Below are 22,143 nucleotides of genomic sequence, written 5' to 3' on the forward strand. Positions count from 1 at the left end.
GGAAGGGGGCCGACCGTGTACGTCATGCCGGGAGAGCTCCGTCGGTGAAGACGCCGCGCAGGCTGGTGCACGCGTCCATGACGGCTTCGGTGGCCTTCGTGAAGGCGGAGATCTCGGTGAAGAAGCCGTGGTACACGCCTCGATACCGGCGGTGCCGCACCGGGACGCCCTCTGCCCCGAGCCGTCGCGCATACGCCTCGGCGTCGTCGCGCAGGCAGTCCACTTCCGCGGTGATGACGTGGGCGGGAGCGAGACCGGCGAGGGTCGCGGCCTTGAAGGGCACCGCGAGTGAGCCGGGAGCAACGCCGTCCTCGCCCACGTACTGGCGCCAGAACCATTGCGCGTCGGCGGCTCCCATCAGGGGGGCGTCCGCGAACTCGGTCCAGGACGGGCGTGCGAAGGAGTCGTCCACCGCCGGGTAGACGAGGACCTGGAGCGCGGGCTGGGGCAGCCCGCGGCCGCGCAGGTCGAGGCAGAGCGTCGCCGCCAGTCCTCCGCCGGCCGAGTCGCCGCCGACCGCGATGCGGCGGCCGTCGATGCCGAGGCGGTCCGCGTTCTCGACGAGCCAGGAGTGGGCCGTCCTGGTGTCGTCGACGGCGGCGGGGAACGGATGCTCGGGGGCCAGTCGGTAGTCGACCGAGACCACGACGCACTCGGCGTGGTGGCTGAAGAGGCGGCACACTTCGTCGACGCCGTCCAAGGTGCCGACCGTGAAGCCCCCGCCGTGGAGATAGAGCAGGCAGGGCAGGCCGGCCGTACCCGTACCCGTACCCGTACCCGTGCGCGGCACGGGCGGCCGATAGATCCGCACCGGCACGGAGTGGACCACCCCGACCGGGTCGGTCCAGGTCGCGTCCTCTTCCGTCACGGACGCGACCTGGGTCCGTCGGGGCGGAGGTTGCGGGGCCGCGAACCGCCGCACTGCCTCCAGGCCCAGGGTGTGCAGAGGCTGCGGGAGCACCTCGGCCAGAAAGTCGACTGCCAGGAGTGACTCGGGATCCAGGAGCCCGCGCCACACGGGCGGAGCCTCCGCCCCGGTGGCGGTGGCGGTGGAGGTGGCGACCGGCCGGGCCGGGCTGCCGTCCTGGCCGGGAGCCGATGTCGGTCGCTCGACGGGAGGGGTGTCGGGATGGGTCACAGGGGTGCTCCGCACGCAGGGATCTTGACAAGATCCAGCCGATTGGACAGGGTCAATCGACTGGATCATACGATCAACATATGGAAATGGGCTAGGTGCGGGATCCGGCGATAGATTGGACAGGCCACAGCTCCGTGCGGCGGACACTCGGAACGGCCATGACTGAGCTCAGCAGCCCCCAGGACGCGGGATCCTCACGAGGTGGTCCTTCCGCGGGTGTGTCCGCGGCCGATGACGCGATCATGGTGCTGGACGACGAGCGGCGGCTCGTGGGGTGGAGCCGGGAGGCCGAGACGTTGTTCGGGTATCGCCCGGACGAGGTGCTGGGTCGTCCCGCCGACGCGGTCCTGGCCCACGCGGACACCGGCACCGGTGTGTTCGCCGACAGGGGGCCTCGTGGCCGGACGCCGGAGATCCGACCGGTACGCCACCAGGACGGGCACCGCGTCGACGTGGCCGTCGACTGCCGCCGGCTGTCCGACGCCGCATCCGGGGTCGCCTGGCTCGTCCGGGCGGTGCCCGCGAGAGAACTGCGCGAGCAGGTCGTCGATCGGGCCGTGACCGCCGGGCTCCACCACGAGTCACCCGTCCTGCTGACCATCTACGAGACGGACGGCCGGATTCGCTGGTTCAACGACGCGGTCGAGGCTCAGTTCGGAGTCTCCGTGGAGGAATGCGCCGGGAAGTTCCAGAAGAGCCTCCTTCCGGAGGGGGTGCTCCTGTACGACGCGGGTCGTGAGGTGCGCGACATCGAGGACATCATCCGGGGCGTCGCGCGGACAGGCGAACCGGTGATCGACATGCGCTACCGGAGCGTCACCCCGCTCGAGCCCCTGCGTGAGCACGTCTGGACAGCCTCGTACTTCGTGCTCAACGACGAGGAAGGCGTACCCCTCGGGGTCTGCGAGACCGGCGTGGACATCAGTGAGCGTTACGTGGCGCAGCAGCGCCTGGAGTTGCTGAGCAGGGCGGGGAGCAGCATCGGGGGAACTCTGGACATGCGGCGTACGGCGGGTGAGCTGGGCGATCTGGTGGTTCCGGAGTTCGCTGACGCGGTCGTGGTCGACCTGTTCGCGTCGGTGCTGAGCGGGCAGGAGCCCCCGGTGCCGGTGACCGGAGGCAAGGCCGGCTCCGAGTTGCGCGAGGTGGCGCGGAAGGCTCGTGCCGGGGCGCTCGGTGACATCGCGGCCGCGGCCCTGGTCGGGGCGGGTCCGAAGTCTCTTGCGGACGCCGCGCCCGTCTCCGACCCGGAGTCCGGTGCTCTGGTGGTGCCGTTGGAGTCCGGGGACGTGGCGATGGGGGTGGCGGCCTTCGTGCGATCCGCGCCGCGTGATCCCTTCGATGCCGAGGAAGTCGCGCTGGCGGCGGAGTTGGCGTCCCGCACCGCGGTGTGTGTGGACAACGCCCGCCGGTACGCCCGGGAGCACGCGACCGCGCTGACGCTGCAGCGAGACCTCCTGCCCCGCGCGCTGCCCCGGCCTGCCGGGGTGGAGTGCGCCCACCGCTACCTGCCGGCAGCGGGGCCGGTGGGTGTCGGTGGGGACTGGTACGACGTCATCCCGCTGTCCGGGGCGCGCGTCGGGTTCGTGGTCGGGGACGTGGCCGGCCGTGGAATGCACGCGGCTGCCACGATGGGGCGTCTGCGTACCACCGTAGCGGCCCTCGCGGCGCTCGATCTCGCGCCCGAGGAACTCCTCGCTCGCCTGGACGACCTGGTGGTCCAGTCCGGTGCCGTCCGGACCGCGGACGAGCCGGAGGACCAGGCGTTCGGCGTCACCTGCCTGTACGCGATCTATGACCCGGTCTCACGGCGCTGCGTCATGGCGCGTGCCGGGCACCCCCCTCCTGTTCTGGTCGCGCCCGGCGGACGGGCCGAACTCCTCGACCTCCCCGCCGGGCCTCCGCTGGGCCTGGGCGGCCTTCCCTTCGAGAGCGCGGAAGTCGAGGTGCCGGAAGGCGCGGTGCTCGCGCTGTACACCGACGGGCTGGTGGAAAGCCGGGACCGGGACATCGACGTGGGGGTCCGTGCCCTGTGCGAGGCGGTTTCCCGCCCTGGGGCCGAGCCGCTGGAACAGCTCTGCGACCGTGTCACCGCCGCGCTGCTGACGCGGCCGCCGGAGGACGACGCCGCTTTGCTCCTGGTTCGGATGCACGCCCTCGCGGAGGACCGGGTGTCCACCTGGGACATACCCGCCGACCCCGGCGAAGTGGGCCGCGCGCGGTCGCTGCTCCGTGAACGGCTCGAACGGTGGGAGGTCGACGAGGGCGCCTCCTTCACGGCGGAACTCGTCGTCAGCGAACTGGTCACCAACGCGATCCGCTACGGTCGCGCCCCGGTCCGCCTGAGGCTGATCCGGGAACGCGGACTCATCGTCGAGGTCTCGGACGGCGGTCACACCTCCCCGCACCTGCGGCGAGCCGCGATGGAGGACGAGGGGGGCCGCGGCCTCTTCCTCGTCGCACAGATGACGCAACGCTGGGGAACCCGCTACGCGCGGGACGGCAAGACGATCTGGACCGAACTGTCGTTGGATCCCGGCGAACTCACGCCCCTGGCGTTCGATCTCTGACCGGCCGGTCGGCACCTTCCATCCGGTGATGCTCTGACCTCTGCCCGGGAGGGCCCCGGAGCGCTCTCCCGCCCCGGGGCCCTCCCGTGGAAGCCGCGCGCGCTGACGTGGCCGAGCCATGGATCCACTGACGTGGCCGAGCCATGGATTTTCTTAGTCGTATGTCTTGAACGGATGACTAACTTGGTCTTAGCGTACGGGGCAGCGCCGCTCCCCTGCGCCCCAGCCACTGCGGCGGAGCAGCCCTGTCATGGCAAGAACAAACTTGCCTACCTCCCTGCCTCCCTGCCGACGCCATCGCAGGCGCCGCGATCGAAGTGATCACGAGCGACAACGGCGTGATCACCGAAGGGCTCTCGACGGGCGACGACCTCGCTTGCCTGTGCCCCGGGGAAAAAACCCCTCCTCACCTACGCACTCCAGCGGATCCGCCCGTGGGGCCCAGGCCGGTGGGCGAATGCCCACCCCCATGGACCTGCTCGGCCGTGAAGGCCGCATCGCCATTGCCATCGCCATCGCCTTCGCCTTCGCCATCTGCGCCGGGCGCCCGGGCCGCATCCGATCAGGAACCGGAGAAACCCATGACAGAAATCCATCAGCCCGACGCACTCGCCCGCGAGGTGCCTTCTCGCCCTGCGCCGAACAAGGGGGTGCTCATCGGCGTAGCCGCGCTGCTGGTCGTCCTCACCAACGCGGTCGTCTTCGTCCTGCCGCCCCTCCTGCCGATCATCCAGGCGCAGTACCACCTCGCCACCGTGGCCGACACGACGTGGGTCTACTCGGTGCTGACCCTGGGCGGGGGGGCCGGCTTCATCCTGTTGCCGCGCCTCGCCGACGTGTACGGCGACCGGAACGCCTCCGTGGCGGCCTCCGCGTTCCTCACGGCCGGCGCGCTCATCCCGGCCGTCGGTGACTCGTATCCGACGCTTCTGGTCGGCTGCACCCTGATGGGCTTCGGTGGCGCGGCACAGCTGCTCCCGCTCGGTTTCCTGCGCCGCAATCTCGGCGAGAGCGGTATCTCGGTGGGAGTCGCGGTCCTGGTCATCGCCACCGGTGTCGGCATCGTCGTCGGCATGATCGGCGGCGGCTTCATCGTCGAGAACCTGTCGCTGCGAAGCTTTTTCGTCATCCTCACCGCCGCATGCGCGGCCACGACCGCAGCGTCCTACGCCACGATCCCGCACGCCCCGCCCGCCGAGCGTGCGCGCCGCGTCGGCGTACTCGGCACGGTGTGGATGGTCGCCTGGGTCGCTGCCATCCTGCTCACACTGACGCAGGGCCTCGTGTGGGGCGAAGCCGCACTCATTCCGCTGGCCGCCGGCGTCATCGGCGGCATCGCCTGGGTGCGCGTCGAGCGCAGGTCGTCCTCGGCGGTGTTCGACGTGGCGCTGATGAAGGCGCCATTGGTCACCGCTTCGTGCCTCTGTATCGCCTTGTTCGCGGCGGTGAACTCGGCCTTCATGCTCCTGCTCAGCACGTACGCCCAGATCGCTCCCGGGGCGCTTCGGACCGCGGACGCCTACGGCCTCGGGTTCACTGCGCTGGACACGGCGTGGCTCATGGCGCCCTTCGCGGCTGCGTTCCTGGTCCGCGGTTCGGTGCTCGACCGCGCGTTGTTCAACGGGCGTGGTGTGCCCGTCTTCGTCCTCGGAGCGCTCATCAGCGCGACGGGAATGGCCTGGCTCGCCGTGGCGCACGACCGGCCGTGGCACTACCTCGTGGGCGCTGCCGTCATGGGCCTCGGATGCAGGATCGGCTACACGGCGAGCTTCACCCTGGTGCAGATGGCGGTGCCCGAGGAGAAGGCCGGAATGGCCGCCGGTGCCGCCGGCACCTTCATGGCCGTCGGTTTCGCCCTGGGCACGGCACTGGTCAGCGGCGACCTCAGCGCCTCCCTGGTTCCGGTGCCCGGAACCGGTCTCGAGGTCGCCGCAGAGAGCCTCTACGGCGTCGGCTACGGGATCTCCGGCGTTCTCGCCCTGCTCGTCGTGGTGACCGTGCTGATCTCACGCGCCCGGTCCGGTCGGCGGGCCGAAGCCGCCGTGTCCTGAACCAGCCTCCTCGCTCGGAGAGGCCTGACCAAAGGAACCGCACGCCATGAAAGAACTGCTGCTCATGCTGGCAGACATCTGGATGATCTTCGCCGGCTTCTTCTACGGATGGAAACTCATCCGACGGTACGGAAACTACCTGCTCGGTCTGGAGTGGTTCATCATCGCCACATCCGGCTCGAACTTCCTCGTCTGGTCCGCCCTCGGAGGCGACGCGGGCAGTCCCCTCTACTCCATCGCGTACTTCTTCGACGCCTTCTCGCGCTCGGTGGGCGTCTCCCTGATTCTCGTCATGGGCCTGATGCGCGTGACGCACCGGTACAAGCCCACGCCGGCGGTCGACATCGGCGTGTTCGCGCTGGGCATCGTCGCCGGGCTGTATCTCCGGCAGTTCCACGGCCACGGGCTCCACGTCGTCCCGGCGACGTTCTACGTCGTCGTCAACGCGCTCTCCACCGTGTTCCTCGCCTATCTCTCGTGGCGACTCTGGAAGATCCGTGCCAGGGGCCTGGCCGTCGGTGCCGCGCTGACCACGGCCGCGGCGGCCGCGGTCGCCGTCACGTACGACTTCTTCCCGATCCCCGGCGACGACGAGTACGGCACCATCTTCTACATCTTCGCCCTCACCACCTGGGGAACCCAGGCCTTCGTGTACTTCCTCTCGTACCGCGCTCTGCACGACCACAACGTGGCGACGGGTGCGGAGCCGACCTCGGACGAAAGGAGCGTTGCCCGGGCCTGAGCGGCGCACCGAGGGCCCGACGCTCGTGCCGGGCCCTTCGCCGGAACAAGGCGGCCGGCCGGAGGCGTACAGCGCCGACCGCTTTCTTCGCCATGAGGAGATGTCTGGACCATGATACGTTGAAGTGGTTCAAATGACTGAGTCAGTTCCTCTGGGGGTGTCGGATGGCGTACGTGTCGGCGGAGGCGCGGCGGGAGCAGTTGATCGAGGCGGCTGTGCGGGTGATCGCTCGCGAGGGTGCCGACGGGGCCACGACCCGGAAGATCGCCGATGAGGCGAAGGCGCCTCTCGCCTCCCTCCATTACTGCTTTCAGAACAAGGAGAACCTCCTGCTCGCCGTCTTCGCGCAGCTCTCCGAGGAGCTGCCCGTCGACGTCGACCTGGCGGAGCACGAGGACGTGAGTCTGGGACTCGTCGTCGAGCAGTGCTTGACGCGCGCCATGCAGTGGAGTGCGCGGAACCCCGTGCGGATGCGGGCCATGATCGAGGTCACTCTGTGGGCCGAGCGCTACGATCCCGAGCTCTCCGTCAGCTTCTACGACGCCTTCCTCAAGTCGTCGGAGGCCGTCCTGCGCCAGGTCGACGTACCGCTCACGGACGAGGAGCTCCACTCGGTGTTGCGGGTCGCCATATCCCTGGTCGACGGGCTCTCGCTGCAGATGCTCACGAACGGCGACACGGAGCGCACGCTGCGCGACACGGCGACCGCCTGCGCGATGCTGAAGGCCTTCCTGAACGAGAGCGCGTGAACGGCCGATGCGGTGGGGGATTCCGCGATCGCGTAACCAGCGCCGCGGGTGGGAGTGACGAAGCGGGGCTCCCGTCCCGGCTTCGTCCACTCCGGGAAGCGCCGGTGGGCCGTCGTTCCCGACGGCCCACCGGCGCGGCCGCTCCCTAGGTCAGGCGGATGGAGGCGAGCCGGCCGTCGGCGTACTCGCGACGGAGGACCTTCTTGTCGAACTTCCCCACGCTGGTCTTGGGGATCTCGGCGACGAAGGCCCAGCGTTCCGGGAGCTGCCACTTGGCCCAGCTCTCGGCCAGGTGCTCCCGCAGTATCGCGGCGTCGGTCGCTTCACCCTCGCCGCTCCTCAGGACGACGGCCACGCAGGGCCGTTCGTCCCAGCGCTCGTCGGGGACGCCGAAGACGGCCGCCTCGGCGACGGCGGGATGCGCCATGATGTCGTTCTCCATGTCGATGGAGGAGATCCACTCGCCGCCGGACTTGATGACGTCCTTCGCCCGGTCGACGAGAGTGAGGAACCCGTCGGGGCTGATCCGGCCCACGTCGCCGGTCCGCAGCCATCCGTCGTCGAAGGCGCCCGCTTCGACCGGCTCCTCGTCCGGGCTGTAGTAGGAGCCCGTGATCCAGGGCCCCCTCACCTCCAGTTCGCCGAGCGACTCGCCGTCGTGGGGCACGGAAGTGCCGTCGTCGCCCTTGAGCCGGAACTCGACCAGCGGCGCGAACCGTCCCTGGCTCATCCTGTAGCGCCACCGGTCTTCACCGGTCGCACGGGCCGGCGGGTGCGCCACGGTGCCCACGGACGAGGTCTCGGTCATCCCCCAACCGTGGACGACCCTGACTCCGTGGTGCTCCTCGAAGGTCTTCATCAGCGTGGGCGGCATGGCCGAACCTCCCACGACGACTTCGCGAAGGTGGCTGATGTCCTGCGGGTGGGTCGCGAGCCTCGCGGCGAGCCCCGTCCAGATGGTCGGTACGGCGGCGGCCGAGGTCGGTCGCTCCGCTTCCATCATGGCCAGCAGCGGCTCGGGCTGGAGGAAGCGGTCGGGCATGAGGAGCGACGCGCCGGAGAGCATGGACGCGAACGGCAGGCTCCAGGCGTTGACGTGGAACATCGGCACGATCGCCAGACACGTGTCGCTCGTCGCCAGCCCCATCGCGGCCGGAGTGGTCACGTGCATCGCGTGCAGGAAGAGCGAACGGTGGGAGTACACCACGCCCTTGGGGTCGCCCGTGGTGCCCGAGGTGTAACACATCGCCGCGGCTGAGCGTTCGTCCGGCACGGGGAAGTCGTACAGGGCGGGCTGCGCCTCCAGGAGGGGCTCGTAGTCGTGGACCTCGACCCCCCGAGGCGCGCGGAAGCCGGCCGCGTCGCCGTTCACGACGACGACATGACGCACGGTGCGAAGCCGGGGGAGCACCTCTGCGAAAGCGGGGGCGAGCGACCCGTCCACGAACACCACGCGGTCCTCGGCGTGGTTGGCCGTGAACACGAGCTGCTCGGGGAAGAGGCGGATGTTCAGGGCGTGCAGCACCGCGCCCATGGCGGGGACCGTGGCGTAGACCTCCATGTGCTCGGTGTTGTTCCACATGAACGTCGCCACGCGATCGGAAGGCCCGACGCCCAGGCCGCGCAGGGCGTTCGCCAGCCGGGCGGCCCGCGTGCCCAGTTCACCGAACGTGCGTCGGCGGGCCGCCCGGCCCGTCCAGGTGGTGACCGTGGCGTCGGCGTGCACGGAGGTCGCGTAGCGCAGCAGATGGGCGAGCGACAGCGGCCCGTCCTGCATGGTGCTCAGCAATTCATTGCTCCTTGGGTGGGGCGGTCGCCATGTCGGCGTGCGGGTGGGTGCGCGGGTGGGTGCGCGGCCGTGGTGATGCCCGGCCGCGGAGGACGCGATCGACTTCGCCGGGGGTTGACGCTGGGCCGGAGGGCCTGGCTACCATCATGTGGGGCGATTGATCTAGACGTCCGATCCAGTCAAATGACTGTACTCAACTCCGCGAGGCCGTCGCAATGCCCTGTCGAGGGGCGACCGGCAACCCCGGGCACGTGGTGCCGGGCCGGTCCGACGTGCCGAACGCATCGTGCGAACGGAAGTGACCCTTATGGACCAGACCATTGAGCGCGTCGACGTGGTGATCGTCGGCGCCGGCCTCTCGGGCATCGCGGCGGCGGTCGAACTGACGGCGACGCACCCCGGGCGGTCGTACGTCATGCTCGAGGCGCGCGACGACATCGGGGGCACGTGGGACCTGTTCCGGTACCCCGGGATCCGGTCCGACAGCGACATGTTCACGCTCGGGTACGGCTTCAAGCCGTGGACCGCCGAGAAGTCGATCGCCTCGGGCGAGGCCATCCTCGACTACCTGAAGGAGGCCGTCGACGAGTACGGCCTGGGTCGGCACATCCGCCTCGGGCGCCGGGTTCTCGGTGCCGACTGGTCGCAGGACGACCGCTCCTGGATCCTGGAGGTCGCGGGCCCCGCCGGTCGCGAACGCGTCGCCTGCTCCTACCTCTACATGGCAGCGGGCTACTACGACCACAACAGCGGCCACAAGCCGGAGTTCCCCGGACAGGCGGCATTCCGCGGATCGATCGTCCACCCCCAGCAGTGGCCGACCGACCTCGACTGGGCCGGAAAGCGGGTCGTCGTCATCGGATCCGGTGCCACCGCGATCACCCTGGTCCCGGCCCTCGCCCAGACCGCGTCGAAGGTCACGATGGTGCAGCGGTCGCCCACCTATGTGGCCATCGACTCCGATGTCGACGAGGAGGCCAACCGGCTGCGCGCCGAGGTGGGGGACCAGGAGGCGTTCACGCGGATCCGCCTGCGCAACGTCCGCGACCAGCAGGTCAGGTACCACTTCGCCCGCACCGATCCGGAGGCCTTCAAGAAGCCCCTCTTCGACGCGATCGAGAAGATCGTCGGCCGCGACTGTCGGGAGAGGCACTTCACCCCGGCCTACGAGCCCTGGGATCAGCGCCTGTGTCTGGTGCCCAACGGGGACCTCTTCCACGCCATCCGGCAGGGCAGGGCCGACGTGGTGACCGGGCACATCGAGACCTTCACGGAGAGTGGTCTGCGGATGGCCTCCGGCGAGGAGGTTCCGGCCGACGTGATCGTGACCGCGACCGGCCTGCAGCTCGTCACGCTGGGGAAGATCCGGTTCAGCGTGGGCGGTGAGCCGATCGACTTCTCGAAGACCGTCACCTACAAGGGGGTCGCCTTCAGCGGGATCCCGAACCTCCTGATGGCCTTCGGCTACCTCAACTCCTCCTGGACGCTCCGCCTCGAACTGGTCAACCGGTTCTGGAGCTCGCTGCTCACCAGGATGGACGAACTGGGCGCGACGGTCGTGACGCCTGTGCTGCGCGACGAGGACCGGGAGATGTCGCGGGGGCCCTGGATCCAGGACGTCTCCTCGGGCTATCTCGTGCGCCACATGGACGACATGCCGGCCCAGGGCGACCGCGAGCCGTGGATCAATCCCCAGGTCCACGAGCGGATGAAGGACCTCCTGGGCGCACCTCTCGAGGACGGCGTCCTGCGCTTCGCGTAGCGCCGGGCACGGGCCGATTTCTTTGCCGCCATGTGATTGACACCCGCCCTTCACCGGGACTACGTTCAAGTCAAATGACTCAGTCAAATGAGCAAGTCATTTGATCCAATTCTGCGAATGGCGCCGGCACTCCGTGTTCGGCCGCGAATGATTGAGGTGAGTGCCCATGAGTGGCGCTGTGAGAATCGAGGTCGAGCCGGATCCGACTCCGCTCGTGCTCTCGCTGGCGAGGGTCTTGCGCGAGAGCGCGGCGGTTCCCGAACTCCGTGATCTCCTCACGGGGCTGACCGGCACCGTGGCGCTGCGATCGCAGCTGGACGCCCAGGCCGCGACCCTGCTCTTCGCCGAGGGCGGCGTGGACATCCACCACGGCGTGGACGAGGGCGTCGAGGCGATTCCCCTCGTGCCCTATTCCGATTACGCGCTCGCCGAGACGCCCGATGCGCTCGCGTCGGCAGTCGAGACACTGCTGAACCCGCCGGTGCCCGCCTGGCGTGATGCCGCATCGTCCTTCTGGGCGGCGAACCAGGGCTCGTACGGATTCCCCGAGGGGCTCCGCGTGGTCTGCCAGACCGAGGAGCAGGAGGTCCGCTTCGGCGAGGACGCACTGGCGTACGAGGTGCACGGCCCCGCGGAGGCGCTGGCGGCGGCGTTCAGCGGCCGCGGCGAGACTTTTCTGTTCGCCATCGCGACCGGCGTCACCGTCGTCGGCAGCGTGGCGCACCTGTCGGCAATGTGTGGCGCGCACTGGAAGGTGAGATTCGGTGTCTGAGATGACCATTGATGAGCTTGACCGCTGGCTGGATGAGCACGGCATCACGTCCGTCGAGATCCAGGCGACGAACCTCGACGGCACGTTCATCGGGAAGACCCTGTCGCGGGGCAAGTTCCTGGGCAGCGTCGAGCAGGGATTCGCCTTCGCGGATGTCGTGTTCGGCAACGACCTGGGCAGCACCCCGATCCTCGGTATCCCCTTCCCGTCCTGGCGCGGCGAACTCGCGGACATCTTCCTTCGCCCCGACCTCGGCACGCTGGTGGTGTGGAAGCCGGGCAAGGCGGCCGTCATCGGCGACTTCTGGACCCAGGACGGCACCCCGGTCTCCGTCTGTCCGCGCAACCTGCTGCGCCGCGTCGAGGACGACGCCCAGCAGCTCGGTTTCACGGTCAACACCGCCATCGAGATCGAAGCGACCATTTTCGAGGAGTCGGTTCGCGAAGCCCGCGCCAAGGGCTACGAGAACCTCACTCCGCTCGGCGGCACGTGCGGAGGTGCCTACGTGCTCGCCAAGGACGCGGACTGGCGCGCGTACCTGGAGCGGGTGGAGGAGCGGCTGCGGGCCATCGGCATCGACTGGGAGGCCTGGAACGACGAGGCCGCCGCAGGCCAGATCGAAGTCAATGTCGCGATGGGCAGTGCCGTCGAGGTCGCCGACCGGTGGGCGCGATGTCGTCAGGTGATGCGCGAGGTGGGCCACGAGCTCGGCCGGACCGTGACGTTCATGGCGAAGTGGTCGGACGCCTGGGGCCAGGCGTCGCACCTGAACCTCTCGCTGGCAACGCCGGACGGGAACGCCTTCTACGGCCCCGACGGTCCGTCCGACGTGATGAGCCGGTTCATCGGCGGCGTGATGCCGGCGATGGCGGGTACGACGTCGATCTCCCTTCCCTTCATCACCTCGTATCGCCGGCTCATCCCCGCCGAGGGTCCGCCCACGACCATCAGTTGGGGAGTCGGTAACAAGACAACGGCGGTGCGCGCCGTCGTGGACCACCCGAAGCAGTCCCGCATCGAGTACCGCGTGCCCGGTTCGGACGCGAACATGTACCTGGTCACCGCGGCCGTTCTCGGCGCGGGCCTCTTCGGAGTCCGCAACGAACTCGACCCGCCCACCGCCTTGACCGGCATGGCCTGGTTCCGCCCCGACGGGGAGCCGATCCCGGCGAGCATCACCCAGGCGGCCTCGGCACTGGAGGCGGACAAGATCCTGCCCGAGGCGCTCGGCGGTGAGTTCGTCGGCTACTGGATCGGCACGCGCCTGTCGGAGTGGCTGTCGTTCCACACCGGTGGGGGCGATCCCGACTCCGGGATCACCCCGTGGGAGCGCAGCCGATACTTCGAGCTGGCATGAGCACCCGGATAGCGGCCGCCGTCCTGAACACGGCGCCGGGCTCCCTCGAGATCGAGGAGCTCGTGATCGACGACCCGGGACCGGACGAGGTCCTGGTGAAGGTGGCGTACGCCGGTCTGTGCCACTCGGACCTCCACGAGATCGACGGCACCTTCGAGACCCAGCCGCCGATCGTCCTCGGCCACGAGGCGGTCGGCCGGGTCGTGGCCGCCGGCACGGGCGTGCCGGAGTTCGCGCCGGGGGACACGGTCGTGACGTGCCTGTCCGTCTACTGCGGCACCTGCGAGTACTGCGTGACCGGCAGGCAGACCCTGTGCCTGCACCGCTCACGACTGCAGCAGGAGCGATCCCGGCCGCGGCTGACCAAGCGCGACGGCCGGCCGGTGCGGCCGACCGCCGGCATCGGTGCCTTCGCGGAGATGATCCTCGTCCACAAGAACAGCCTCGTCACCATTCCGGACGACATCCGTCCGGAGACGGCCAGCGTGCTCGGCTGCGCCGTCACGACAGGCATGGGCGCGGTCCTGCACAGCGCCTCGGTGCAGGCCGGGCACAGCGTCGCCGTCGTCGGACTGGGCGGGGTCGGCTTCGCCGCCCTCCAAGCCGCACAACTGTCCGGCGCAGCACAGATCATCGGGATCGACGTCGTGCCGGGCAAGCTGGAGCGGGCCCTCCGGTTCGGCGCGACGCATGTGGTCAACGCCAGGGAAACCGACCCGGTCGCGGCAGTGCGGGCGATCACCGGCACCGGCGTACACCACGCGTTCGAGGCGGTCGGCTCGGCCGCCACGGCCGGACAGGCGTTCGCCATGCTCCGGCCGGGCGGGACCGCCACCGTGATGGGCATGATCCCGGACTCGCAGCCGATCCCGGTACGAGGGGCGGAGCTGTTCCTTGAGGAGAAGCGCATCCAGGGCTCGTTCATGGGATCCAACCACTTCAAGGTCGATGTCCCGTTGTATGCGCACTTCAACCGCATGGGACTGCTCCAGCTCGACGACCTGGTGACGGCCAGGTGCGATCTGGCCACCATCAACGAAGGATTCAAGGCCCTGGCGTCCGGACGGGAGATTCGCGTCGTCGCCCGGGTCGGGGAGGTGTGCGCATGAAGCCGTTGATCGGAATCACGGGACGCCGCCTGAGCCTGGGCATGGTGAAGGGGACGTCCCGCCGCTTCCAATTCGAGTTCATCAACTCCTACTTCAGCGCCTTCGGCGACAAGGTGGTGGCCGCGGGCGGAATACCGGTCAACCTGCCGTTCCATTGCGACGCCGAAGACGTGGTCGAGCGACTCGACGGACTCATCGTCACCGGCGGGCAGGACGTCCACCCTTCCCGCTGGGGCGGAAACGCCCAGGTCGACCCCGAGGCCGACCCGAGGTGGCACCACGACGTGCCGGACCTCGAACGAGACGAGTACGAGGCGGCCCTGATCGTGGCCGCGCTCCAGGCGAACATTCCGCTCCTGGGTGTGTGCCGCGGTCACCAGCTGCTCAACATCGTCCTCGGCGGCACGCTCGTCGAGCACATCGAAGAGGGCCCGATCGTCCACGCGTCCCCGAACTTCGCGCGTGACGACGGCGATGACGCACACACCGTCAGCTTCACGCCGGGAAGCCTCGCCCACACGCTCTACGGACCTCGGCGCGTCGTCAACTCCTGGCACCACCAGGCGGTCGACCGCCTCGGCCGAGGCCTCGCCGTCATGGGAACCACCGCCGACGGCGTCGTCGAAGCCATCGGGCTGGCCGACAGCCCGGTGGTGGGGGTGCAGTGGCATCCCGAGTGGATGGCCTCCCCCGACCCCGTCTTCGACTGGCTCGTCGACCAGTCGGCGGCGAACGCCCTCGGACCCGCCATGACAGGAGGCGCGACGTGGTGAACACGGAACGAACCGGCGCCGCACGCTCACTGGACGACTGGCTCGCTCTCAAGAGCCGGCTGAGTCCGTCCCGCGGAATGTGGATCAACGGCGAACGGGCCGAATCGAGGACCGGCCGGACGGCCACCCTCGTCAGCCCGCGCGACGGACTGCCCTTCGCGGACGTCCCCAGCGCGGACCGCGACGACGTGGACCGGGCCGTCCAAGGAGCCAAGCAGGCGTTCTCGTCCCGGGTCTGGGCGGGTCTGGAGCCCCGCGAGCGCGGCGCCGTGCTCATCCGCTGGGCGGACCTGCTCGACAAGCACCGTGACGAACTGGCCCTGCTGGTCGCGCTCGAGATGGGCAAGCCGGTCACGGTGGCATGGTCCGTCGAACTGCGTACCGCCATCAACACGATCCGCTGGTACGGCGAGGTCGCGGACAAGCTGATGGACGAGTCGCCGCGCGGCCGCAACAACTCCGTCGCCCTGGTGACGCGGGAGCCGCTGGGAGTCGTGGGCGCGATCACGCCGTGGAACTTCCCGATGACACTGTCGATGTTCAAGATTCCCGCGGCTCTCGTGTCGGGAAACAGCGTCGTCGTCAAGCCCGCGACACAGACACCGCTCTCCCTCCTGCGCGCGGCGGAACTGTCCGCCGAGGCAGGCCTGCCGGCCGGGGTGCTCCAGGTCGTCACCGGCAGCGGTGCGACGGTCGGCTCGGCCCTGGCCCTGCACAACGACGTCGCCACGCTGACCTTCACCGGCTCGACCGAGGTCGGAAAGCAGCTGCTGACCTACTCCGGACAGTCCAACGCGAAGCCGGTCTGGCTGGAACTGGGAGGCAAGTCCCCGAACATCGTCTTCCCCGACGCGCCGGACCTCGACGAGGCCGCGCGGATGGCGGCCTGGGCGATCTCCTTCAACAGCGGGCAGATGTGCACGGCGGGTTCCAGGCTTCTCGTGCACGAGGACATCCGTGACGAGCTGGTCGCCAGGGTCGTCGATCATCTCGGCCGTCACCGGATCGGCGATCCGCTGGACCCGGAGACCACGATGGGGCCGCTGGCCTACGAGCGGCATCGCGACGACGTGCTGGACGAGGTGCGCAAGGGGATCGCGGACGGAGCCCGGCTCGTCCTCGGATCGGACCGGAAGAGGACCGACGGCCTGTACGTGGATCCGGTGGTCTTCGTGGACGTGGACCAGCACAGCCGCCTCGCCCAGCACGAGATCTTCGGCCCTGTGCTGTCGGTCACGACGTTCCGCGACGAAGCCGAGGCGATCGCGATCGCCAACAACTCCGACTACGGACTCGGGTCCGCCATCTGGACCGGCGACCTCGCCCGGGCCCACCGCATGGCGCGGGACATCCAGGCCGGCCTGGTCTGGGTCAACTGCTACGAGGAGGGCGACACCTCGGTGCCCTTCGGCGGTCGGAAGCTCTCCGGTCACGGGTCGGACCGGAGCCTTCACGGCCTCGACAAGTTCACGACCCTGAAGACGACCTGGATCGAACTCGCCTGATCCGTCGCGAAGACGGTGCGCAGGAGACCAGGGAGCCGGAATACCCGCGGCTGATCGAGCGGTCGATCAACCGTGATTCAGATGGAGAGAGAGAATTCCCATGGCAACACAGAAGAAGGCCCAGGCCCTGACGTCGGTGGCGAACGACACGCCGACGGAAGAGATTCTCAAGATCGTGACCCGCGACGGCGGCGTCATCGTCAAGAGCTTCCTGACGCAGGAGCAGATCGCACGCTTCAACACCGACATCGAGCCGCCGATGCAGGCGCTTCGCCCGGGCTCGACCCATGAGAACGAGATCGTGGCCGCGTTCCACGGCAGCAACACCAAGCGCCTCACGAACCTGGTGACGCACAGCGCCACGTTCCGCAACGAGATCCTCGAACACCCCCTGGTCCACGAGGTCTGTGACCTCACCTTCCTCCCGGAGTCGGGCACGTACTGGATGACCACCGCACAGGTCATCGAGATCGGCCCCGACAGCCAGGCGCAGATGCTGCACCGCGACCTGGAGAACTGGTTCCCGTTCATCGGGATGGGGCCCAGCGGTCCGGAGGTCACCATCAACTTCCTGATCGCCCTGACCGACTTCACCGAGGAGAACGGCGCCACCCGCGTCATCCCCGGAAGCAACCACTGGAGCGACTTCGAGGACCGCGGAACTCCCGATCAGACGGTTCCCGCGATCATGAACGCCGGTGACGTCCTTCTCTTCAGCGGCAAGACCGTGCACGGCGGTGGGGCGAACCGGACCGGGGACGAGTACCGGCGTGCCGTGGCCTTCGCCCTCAACCCGGGCTTCCTCACCGGCGAGGAGGCGTACCCCTTCCTGGTCGACATGGAGATCGCCCGGACGCTCTCGCCGCGTGTCCAGCGCATCCTCGGCTTCCGCTCCCAGTACCCGACGGGCTCGCCCGGCCTGTGGCAGGTCGACTACGCCGACCTGGGCGACTACCTCAACCTCTGAGGCCGACCTGACCGGCTCACGCGGCCTCGTCGTCGAGGCCCCGTGAGCGAGACGTCCCGCAGAGAGCCCTCCACGGGCCTTCTGCGGGACGTCGTCCAGGTCCGGCCCTCGTTCCCGCTCATCGATCTACGGGACGCCGGATTCGGTGCCGCCGTCCCGCGTGTGCTGAAGGAGGCACTCGAACATGACCAAGCCGACCGGTGTCGTTCTCGTCGGACTCGGAGCCACGGGCATCGCCATCGCCGAGTCGCTGGTGAGCCGACGCGACTGCGCACTCCTGGGTGCGCTGGACATCGGGATCGACAAGGCAGGGGTGCCCCTCGCCGACTTCGTCGCCGGTGCGCCGCCCGTCCCCGTGGTCTCTTCCGTCGCGGAGCTGCCGCCTGCCGACGTCGCCGTCGTCGCCACGTCGTCCTGGGTGGACGCGATAGAACCGACGCTCACCGCCCTCATCGAGCGGGGGACGAACGTCGTGTCGATCTGCGAGGAGCTGCGGGATCCGACCCGGAGCCACGCCCAGGCCGTGGCCCGCCTGGACCGGCTCGCGCGCGAACACGGCGTCTCCGTACTCGGCACCGGCTGCAATCCGGGGATGCTCATGGACACGCTTCCGCTGGTGCTGAGCGGCCTCACGCTCGGAGTGGACCGTGTGTCCGTGCGGCGCACTGCGGACATGAGCCGCTACGGAGCGATCCTCAAGAAGTTCGGGCTGGGTCTCACGCCGGCCGAGTTCGACACCGAGCGCGATGCCGGCCGCGTCATGGGGCACGTCGGCTTCGCGCAGAGCATCAGCGCCCTGGCCCGTGGACTGGAGTGGGATCTCGATGCGATCGAGGTCGACATCGTCGAGCGGGACCTGATCGCGGAAGCGGAACGCAACGGGCAGCACGCCGTCATCCCCGCGGGAACCGTGACGAGCGTCCTGCACCGGGCCCGCGGACTGATACGGGGCAAGGCCGTCATCGAACTGGCCACCCGGTTCGGCATCTTCGACCCGGAGGACGCCGTCGAACGCGGCGACGGCCTCCTCCTCGTCGGTCGCGAGCAGACGATCGAAGTCGTCGTGCCCGGCGGGTTCGAGAGCTTCCTCTCCACCGTGGCCATGGCATCGAACGCCGTGACCGCGGTCGTCGAGGCGGAGCCGGGTTTCCGCACCGTCGAGGACCTGCCGGTGGGCGCCCTGGCCAGCAAGGGTGCCCGCTTCGCCCCCTGAGGCTCCCGCAACACCTCGCCCGGGGGAACCGGGTGCCTGAGAAAGGAAGAAACGTCAGATGAGCCTGGAGTCATCGCGCATCGCCTTCGAGCGAGCCCGGCGCAGCGTGGGAGCAGGCGTGGGCTCCGGCCTCCGCGCGGCCATGCAGCCGCATCCGCTCTTCGTGAGCGAAGCACGGGGAGCCCATGTCTGGGACCTGGACGGCGACCGCTACATCGACTACGTCATGGCGTGGGGTCCCCTCGTCCTCGGACACGGCGACCCCCGCATCGTGGACGCCGTACGCGATGTGGTCACGCGGATGCAGGTCGTCGGCACCGGCCACGTCCTCGAGTACGCGGCGGCGGAGGCGGTTCTCCAAGCCGTCCCGCACGGCGAACGCCTGCTCTGGAGCAACACCGGGACCGAGGCGGTCCAGGTCGCGCTGCGCCTGGCGCGGGCGGCCACGGGCCGTCGGCGGGTGGTGAAGTTCGCCAAGAGCTACCACGGATGGCACGACACGGTGTACGCAGGCCTGACCGACACGGACCCCGACGCCGACAAGGACGAGGTCGCGATGCCGGCGAGTCGAGGCCAGAGCCCCAGCGTGCTCGACGACCTCGTGGTGGCGCGGTTCAACGATGTGGAGATGATCGAGCGCATTCTCGCGGACGCCGTCGAACGGGACATCGCCGCTGTGCTCGTCGACCCGATCATGAGCAATGCCGGCGTCGAGGCACCCACGCAGGACTTCCTGCAGACCTTGCGATCCCGTTGCGACCAGCACGGGGTGGTGCTCATCTACGACGAGGTGATCGCCGGATTCCGGATCGCCCGCGGTGGCGCGGCCGAGCGCTTCGGGGTGCACCCCGACCTGTCCGTCTTCGGCAAGGCCATGGCCGGCGGCTTCACCCAGAGCGCCGTCGTCGGTCGAGCGGACCTGATCGACCAGGTGACCGACGGCGTGGTCCACGCCGGGACGTTCAACGGAAATCCCGTCGCGCTGGCTGCGGTACAGGCGACCATGCGCGTACTCGAGGACCCCTCCGTCCACGAAACGCTGGAGAGCGTCTCCGCCCAGTTCGAACTCGCGATCGGGAACCTGCTGGCCTCCGCGCCCCAACCTGCCCGCCTCAACCGCGTCGGTTCCCTGCTCCAGTTCGTCCCGGAGCTCGATGCCACCGGCCTGCACGGGACGGGCGGCCTCTGGCCGCAGATTCTGGGCGGGATGCTCGCCCACGGCGTGATGTTCATGCCCTCGGGCAAGATCTTCCTCAGCACTGCGCACCGCCAGACGGACATCGACGCCACCGCCGACGCCCTCGACAAGGTTCTGCGTCAGCTGCGGGGGCCCGCAGCGGGCTGACCGCCCCGCGCTGCCCGACGTCGTCGACATCCTGATCGACACCCCGCGCATCCGGCGTCTCGCACGCCTGTATCCGGCCTCCTGTGCCACGCCGCAAGGCGACCAACCCTCATCAATCCTTCATCAATCCCTCGTCAACTGCCGTTGTGACGCCGGACCGGCGCCTCGGCATCAGGCCGTCCCCTCTCCCGATCGGTGGGGGCCGCAGCCGACCGACTCCTGTCGCCCGTCCCCGACGGCTGCGACCGCCCCCACCCCCGTGCGCCGTGGCCGTCCTCCTCCTTCCGGAGAGAGGTCCTGTGCCCTCCGTTTCCTCCCGACCCCCCGTCCCGCGACGGGGGCTTTTCACGCCACCGCCCCACTCGTCCCCTCGTGACACGCGGACGCTGGTCACGATCAACGCGCTGCCGCTCGCCGTCGGCGTCCTGCTCTCCTGCTCCACGGCCCTCGGAGCGACCGCCGTGTACGGACGCCTCACGCTCGGCCTGGGATGGGCGTTCGTGCAGCTCGCCGTCCTCGTCGGCGGGACATGCCGGTACGAGCACCGGACCGCGTCCTCCTGCGCATCGGCGTCGGCGACGACCGCCGCCTCTCCTGCGGTCGGTGAAGCGCGATGACCGTTCACCTCCTGGGCGCCGGCTCGCTCGACCCGATCGGCTCCGAGGCGAGGGGCGCCGTGATCAGCGCGTTCCTCGTCTTCATCGGCGTCTGCCTGCTGTGGATCTTCATGCTCGCCACCCAGGGCGACGACCTGGAAGGTCTCTACGTCGCCGACCGGTCCCTCGCCCCCGTCTTCAACGGCGTCGCCATGGCCGGCGAACAGATCACGGTCGTCATCCTGGTCACCCTGCCGGGATCCATCGCCCTCTTCGGCTACGACGGGGTCTCGATCGCCGTCGACAGCGCCCTCGCCCTCGGCGTCTTCCTGCTCCTCGCCCCGAGGATCCGCGGCACCGGCCGCTACACCCTCGGCCGGCTGTTCTCCCTGCGTGCCGAGGGGCCCGCGGCCCGGACGGCGGGCGCGGTGGTCACCCTGTGGATCGCCATCCCTCTGCTCATGGTCCAACTGCGCGCCGGCGGCGTCACCACGGCTCTCCTGATCGGCATGCCGAGCGAGACGGCCCAGGTGGTGTGCACGGTCATGATGGGATGCCTGATCGCCTGCTTCGCCGGCGTGGCCGATCTGCGCGGCACCAGCTTCGTGCAGGTCGTCAAGGTGCCCGTGGCCCTGGCGACGCTCGCCGTGGTGACCCTGCTGGCGCTCCGCGTCTTCGCCTGGAGCCCCGGAGACCTGCTGTCGGCCGCCGTGCACCAGAGCACGTCCCCGCACGGGTACCTCAGTCCGGGGCTGTGGGCACACACCACGGGCCTCGGGCCTCTCAGCGCGATCAGCGACCACATCGTCGTCATCCTTGGCACCGCGATGATGCCCCACCTGATCCTGCGCGTCAGCGCAGGCCGGGACGTGCCCGCCGCCCGGCGCTCCATGAGCATCGCCGTAGCACTGAGCGGTCTCTTCTTCCTGCTCCTGATCACGACAGGCTTCGCCGCGGCCGCGGTGGTGGGCAGCGGACAGATCGGGGCGGTCGACGCGAAGGGACAGGGCGCCCTGATCCTGCTGGCGTCGAGCGTCCTGCCCCACCACTCCACGGGCCGGGTCGTCCTCATCACGCTCGTGGCCTGCGTCGCCTTCCTCGCCGTGCTCACAGCCGTGGCCGGCGTGACCTTCGCCGCCGGCGTCTCCATGGCCCGCGACCTGTTCGGACGGAAGGACCGTTCCAGGAGCGGGATCGGAGAGCTGGGAGTCCTGCGGCTCTCCGTCGTCGCGCTCTGCGCGGTGAGTCTGGTCCTGACCGTCGCCGCACACCGCTACCCCATCGAGTTCCTGCTCGCCTTCTCCATGAGCGTCGCGGCCTCGTGCGTGTTCCCCGCGCTCGTCTACTCCTTTCTCTGGCCCGGCTTCAACCGGCAGGGGCTCCTGTGGCAGGTGTACGGAGGACTGTCCCTCTGCATACTCCTGACCCTTTTCTCACCCGGTGTCTCCGGGACGGTCTACGCGCTCCTGCCCCAGGAGGACTTCGACCTGTTCCCGTTCGACACCCCCGGGGTGGTCTCCGTACCGGCGGCCTTCCTCCTGGGATGGCTCGGCAGCACGCGTCCGTGGAGGGGGACCGCCCCGATCCGGCGAACCCGGAGCGGTGTCACCGGCTGAGTCCACGGGGCGCCCCGAACCCCGGTCATGAGGGTGGCGGGGCCTCCGTGAGGGAGGCCCCGCCACCAACGACGTCCAGGAGCGGCCGA

At 69.4% G+C, this 22,143-nt stretch carries 16 protein-coding genes; 14 read left to right on the forward strand and 2 right to left on the reverse strand.

Features of this window, described 5'->3' with window-relative positions:
- Positions 1-22 precede the first annotated feature (22 nt).
- Complete coding sequence (locus tag ACF07V_RS31400) at positions 23-1,153, reverse strand: alpha/beta hydrolase (RefSeq protein WP_392159076.1); 1,131 nt, start codon at positions 1,151-1,153, stop codon at positions 23-25.
- Between the two features lie 80 nt (positions 1,154-1,233).
- Here ACF07V_RS31400 and ACF07V_RS31405 point away from each other — a divergent pair, with 80 nt between their 5' ends.
- From ACF07V_RS31405 to ACF07V_RS31420, 4 genes are all read left to right on the forward strand, one after another.
- Positions 1,234-3,708: a SpoIIE family protein phosphatase gene (locus ACF07V_RS31405; RefSeq protein WP_392159077.1), complete on the forward strand. Its 2,475-nt coding sequence runs from the start codon at positions 1,234-1,236 to the stop codon at positions 3,706-3,708.
- A 485-nt stretch (positions 3,709-4,193) separates the two neighbouring features.
- Positions 4,194-5,759 carry an MFS transporter gene (locus ACF07V_RS31410; protein ID WP_392159078.1) on the forward strand — a complete coding sequence of 522 codons (1,566 nt, stop codon included), beginning with the start codon at positions 4,194-4,196 and terminating at the stop codon, positions 5,757-5,759.
- Positions 5,760-5,805: 46 nt separating this feature from the next.
- The gene (locus tag ACF07V_RS31415) at positions 5,806-6,501 is read left to right on the forward strand and encodes a transporter (RefSeq protein ID WP_392159079.1); all 696 of its coding nucleotides are present in this window, start codon (positions 5,806-5,808) and stop codon (positions 6,499-6,501) included.
- A gap of 164 nt (positions 6,502-6,665) precedes the next feature.
- On the forward strand, positions 6,666-7,250 hold the full coding sequence (locus ACF07V_RS31420) for a TetR/AcrR family transcriptional regulator (RefSeq protein ID WP_392159080.1): 585 nt from the start codon (positions 6,666-6,668) through the stop codon (positions 7,248-7,250).
- A 145-nt stretch (positions 7,251-7,395) separates the two neighbouring features.
- On the opposite strand, the gene ACF07V_RS31425 is transcribed toward ACF07V_RS31420, so the two are convergent.
- Positions 7,396-9,039, reverse strand: coding sequence for a long-chain fatty acid--CoA ligase (locus tag ACF07V_RS31425; RefSeq protein WP_392159081.1), 1,644 nt, complete (start codon positions 9,037-9,039; stop codon positions 7,396-7,398).
- Between the two features lie 307 nt (positions 9,040-9,346).
- Here ACF07V_RS31425 and ACF07V_RS31430 point away from each other — a divergent pair, with 307 nt between their 5' ends.
- From ACF07V_RS31430 to ACF07V_RS31475, 10 genes are all read left to right on the forward strand, one after another.
- Positions 9,347-10,801 (forward strand): flavin-containing monooxygenase, encoded by a 1,455-nt coding sequence (locus ACF07V_RS31430; RefSeq protein ID WP_392159082.1) that lies wholly within the window; start codon positions 9,347-9,349, stop codon positions 10,799-10,801.
- A gap of 166 nt (positions 10,802-10,967) precedes the next feature.
- Positions 10,968-11,573: a hypothetical protein gene (locus ACF07V_RS31435; RefSeq protein ID WP_392159083.1), complete on the forward strand. Its 606-nt coding sequence runs from the start codon at positions 10,968-10,970 to the stop codon at positions 11,571-11,573.
- Position 11,574: 1 nt separating this feature from the next.
- Positions 11,575-12,930: a glutamine synthetase family protein gene (locus tag ACF07V_RS31440; protein ID WP_392159084.1), complete on the forward strand. Its 1,356-nt coding sequence runs from the start codon at positions 11,575-11,577 to the stop codon at positions 12,928-12,930.
- Positions 12,927-14,039: a Zn-dependent alcohol dehydrogenase gene (locus ACF07V_RS31445; RefSeq protein ID WP_392159085.1), complete on the forward strand. Its 1,113-nt coding sequence runs from the start codon at positions 12,927-12,929 to the stop codon at positions 14,037-14,039. The genes ACF07V_RS31440 and ACF07V_RS31445 overlap by 4 nt, the downstream gene beginning before the upstream one ends.
- Positions 14,036-14,812, forward strand: a complete 777-nt coding sequence (locus ACF07V_RS31450; RefSeq protein ID WP_392159086.1) for a gamma-glutamyl-gamma-aminobutyrate hydrolase family protein — start codon at positions 14,036-14,038, stop codon at positions 14,810-14,812. Before ACF07V_RS31445 ends, ACF07V_RS31450 begins: the two co-directional genes overlap by 4 nt.
- A gap of 77 nt (positions 14,813-14,889) precedes the next feature.
- Positions 14,890-16,317, forward strand: a complete 1,428-nt coding sequence (locus tag ACF07V_RS31455; RefSeq protein WP_392159128.1) for an aldehyde dehydrogenase family protein — start codon at positions 14,890-14,892, stop codon at positions 16,315-16,317.
- Positions 16,318-16,417: 100 nt separating this feature from the next.
- A complete protein-coding gene (locus ACF07V_RS31460; protein ID WP_392159087.1) occupies positions 16,418-17,284 on the forward strand; it encodes a phytanoyl-CoA dioxygenase family protein in 867 nt (288 codons plus the stop codon).
- A 184-nt stretch (positions 17,285-17,468) separates the two neighbouring features.
- Complete coding sequence (locus ACF07V_RS31465) at positions 17,469-18,497, forward strand: dihydrodipicolinate reductase (protein WP_392159088.1); 1,029 nt, start codon at positions 17,469-17,471, stop codon at positions 18,495-18,497.
- A 58-nt stretch (positions 18,498-18,555) separates the two neighbouring features.
- Entirely contained in the window at positions 18,556-19,842 is a 1,287-nt protein-coding gene (locus tag ACF07V_RS31470) for an aspartate aminotransferase family protein (protein ID WP_392159089.1), read from the forward strand.
- Positions 19,843-20,455: 613 nt separating this feature from the next.
- Entirely contained in the window at positions 20,456-22,054 is a 1,599-nt protein-coding gene (locus tag ACF07V_RS31475; protein ID WP_392159090.1) for a transporter, read from the forward strand.
- The last annotated feature ends 89 nt before the right edge of the window (positions 22,055-22,143 follow it).

It is taken from the genome of Streptomyces sp. NPDC015661, assembly GCF_043077765.1.
Classification (GTDB): domain Bacteria; phylum Actinomycetota; class Actinomycetes; order Streptomycetales; family Streptomycetaceae; genus Streptomyces.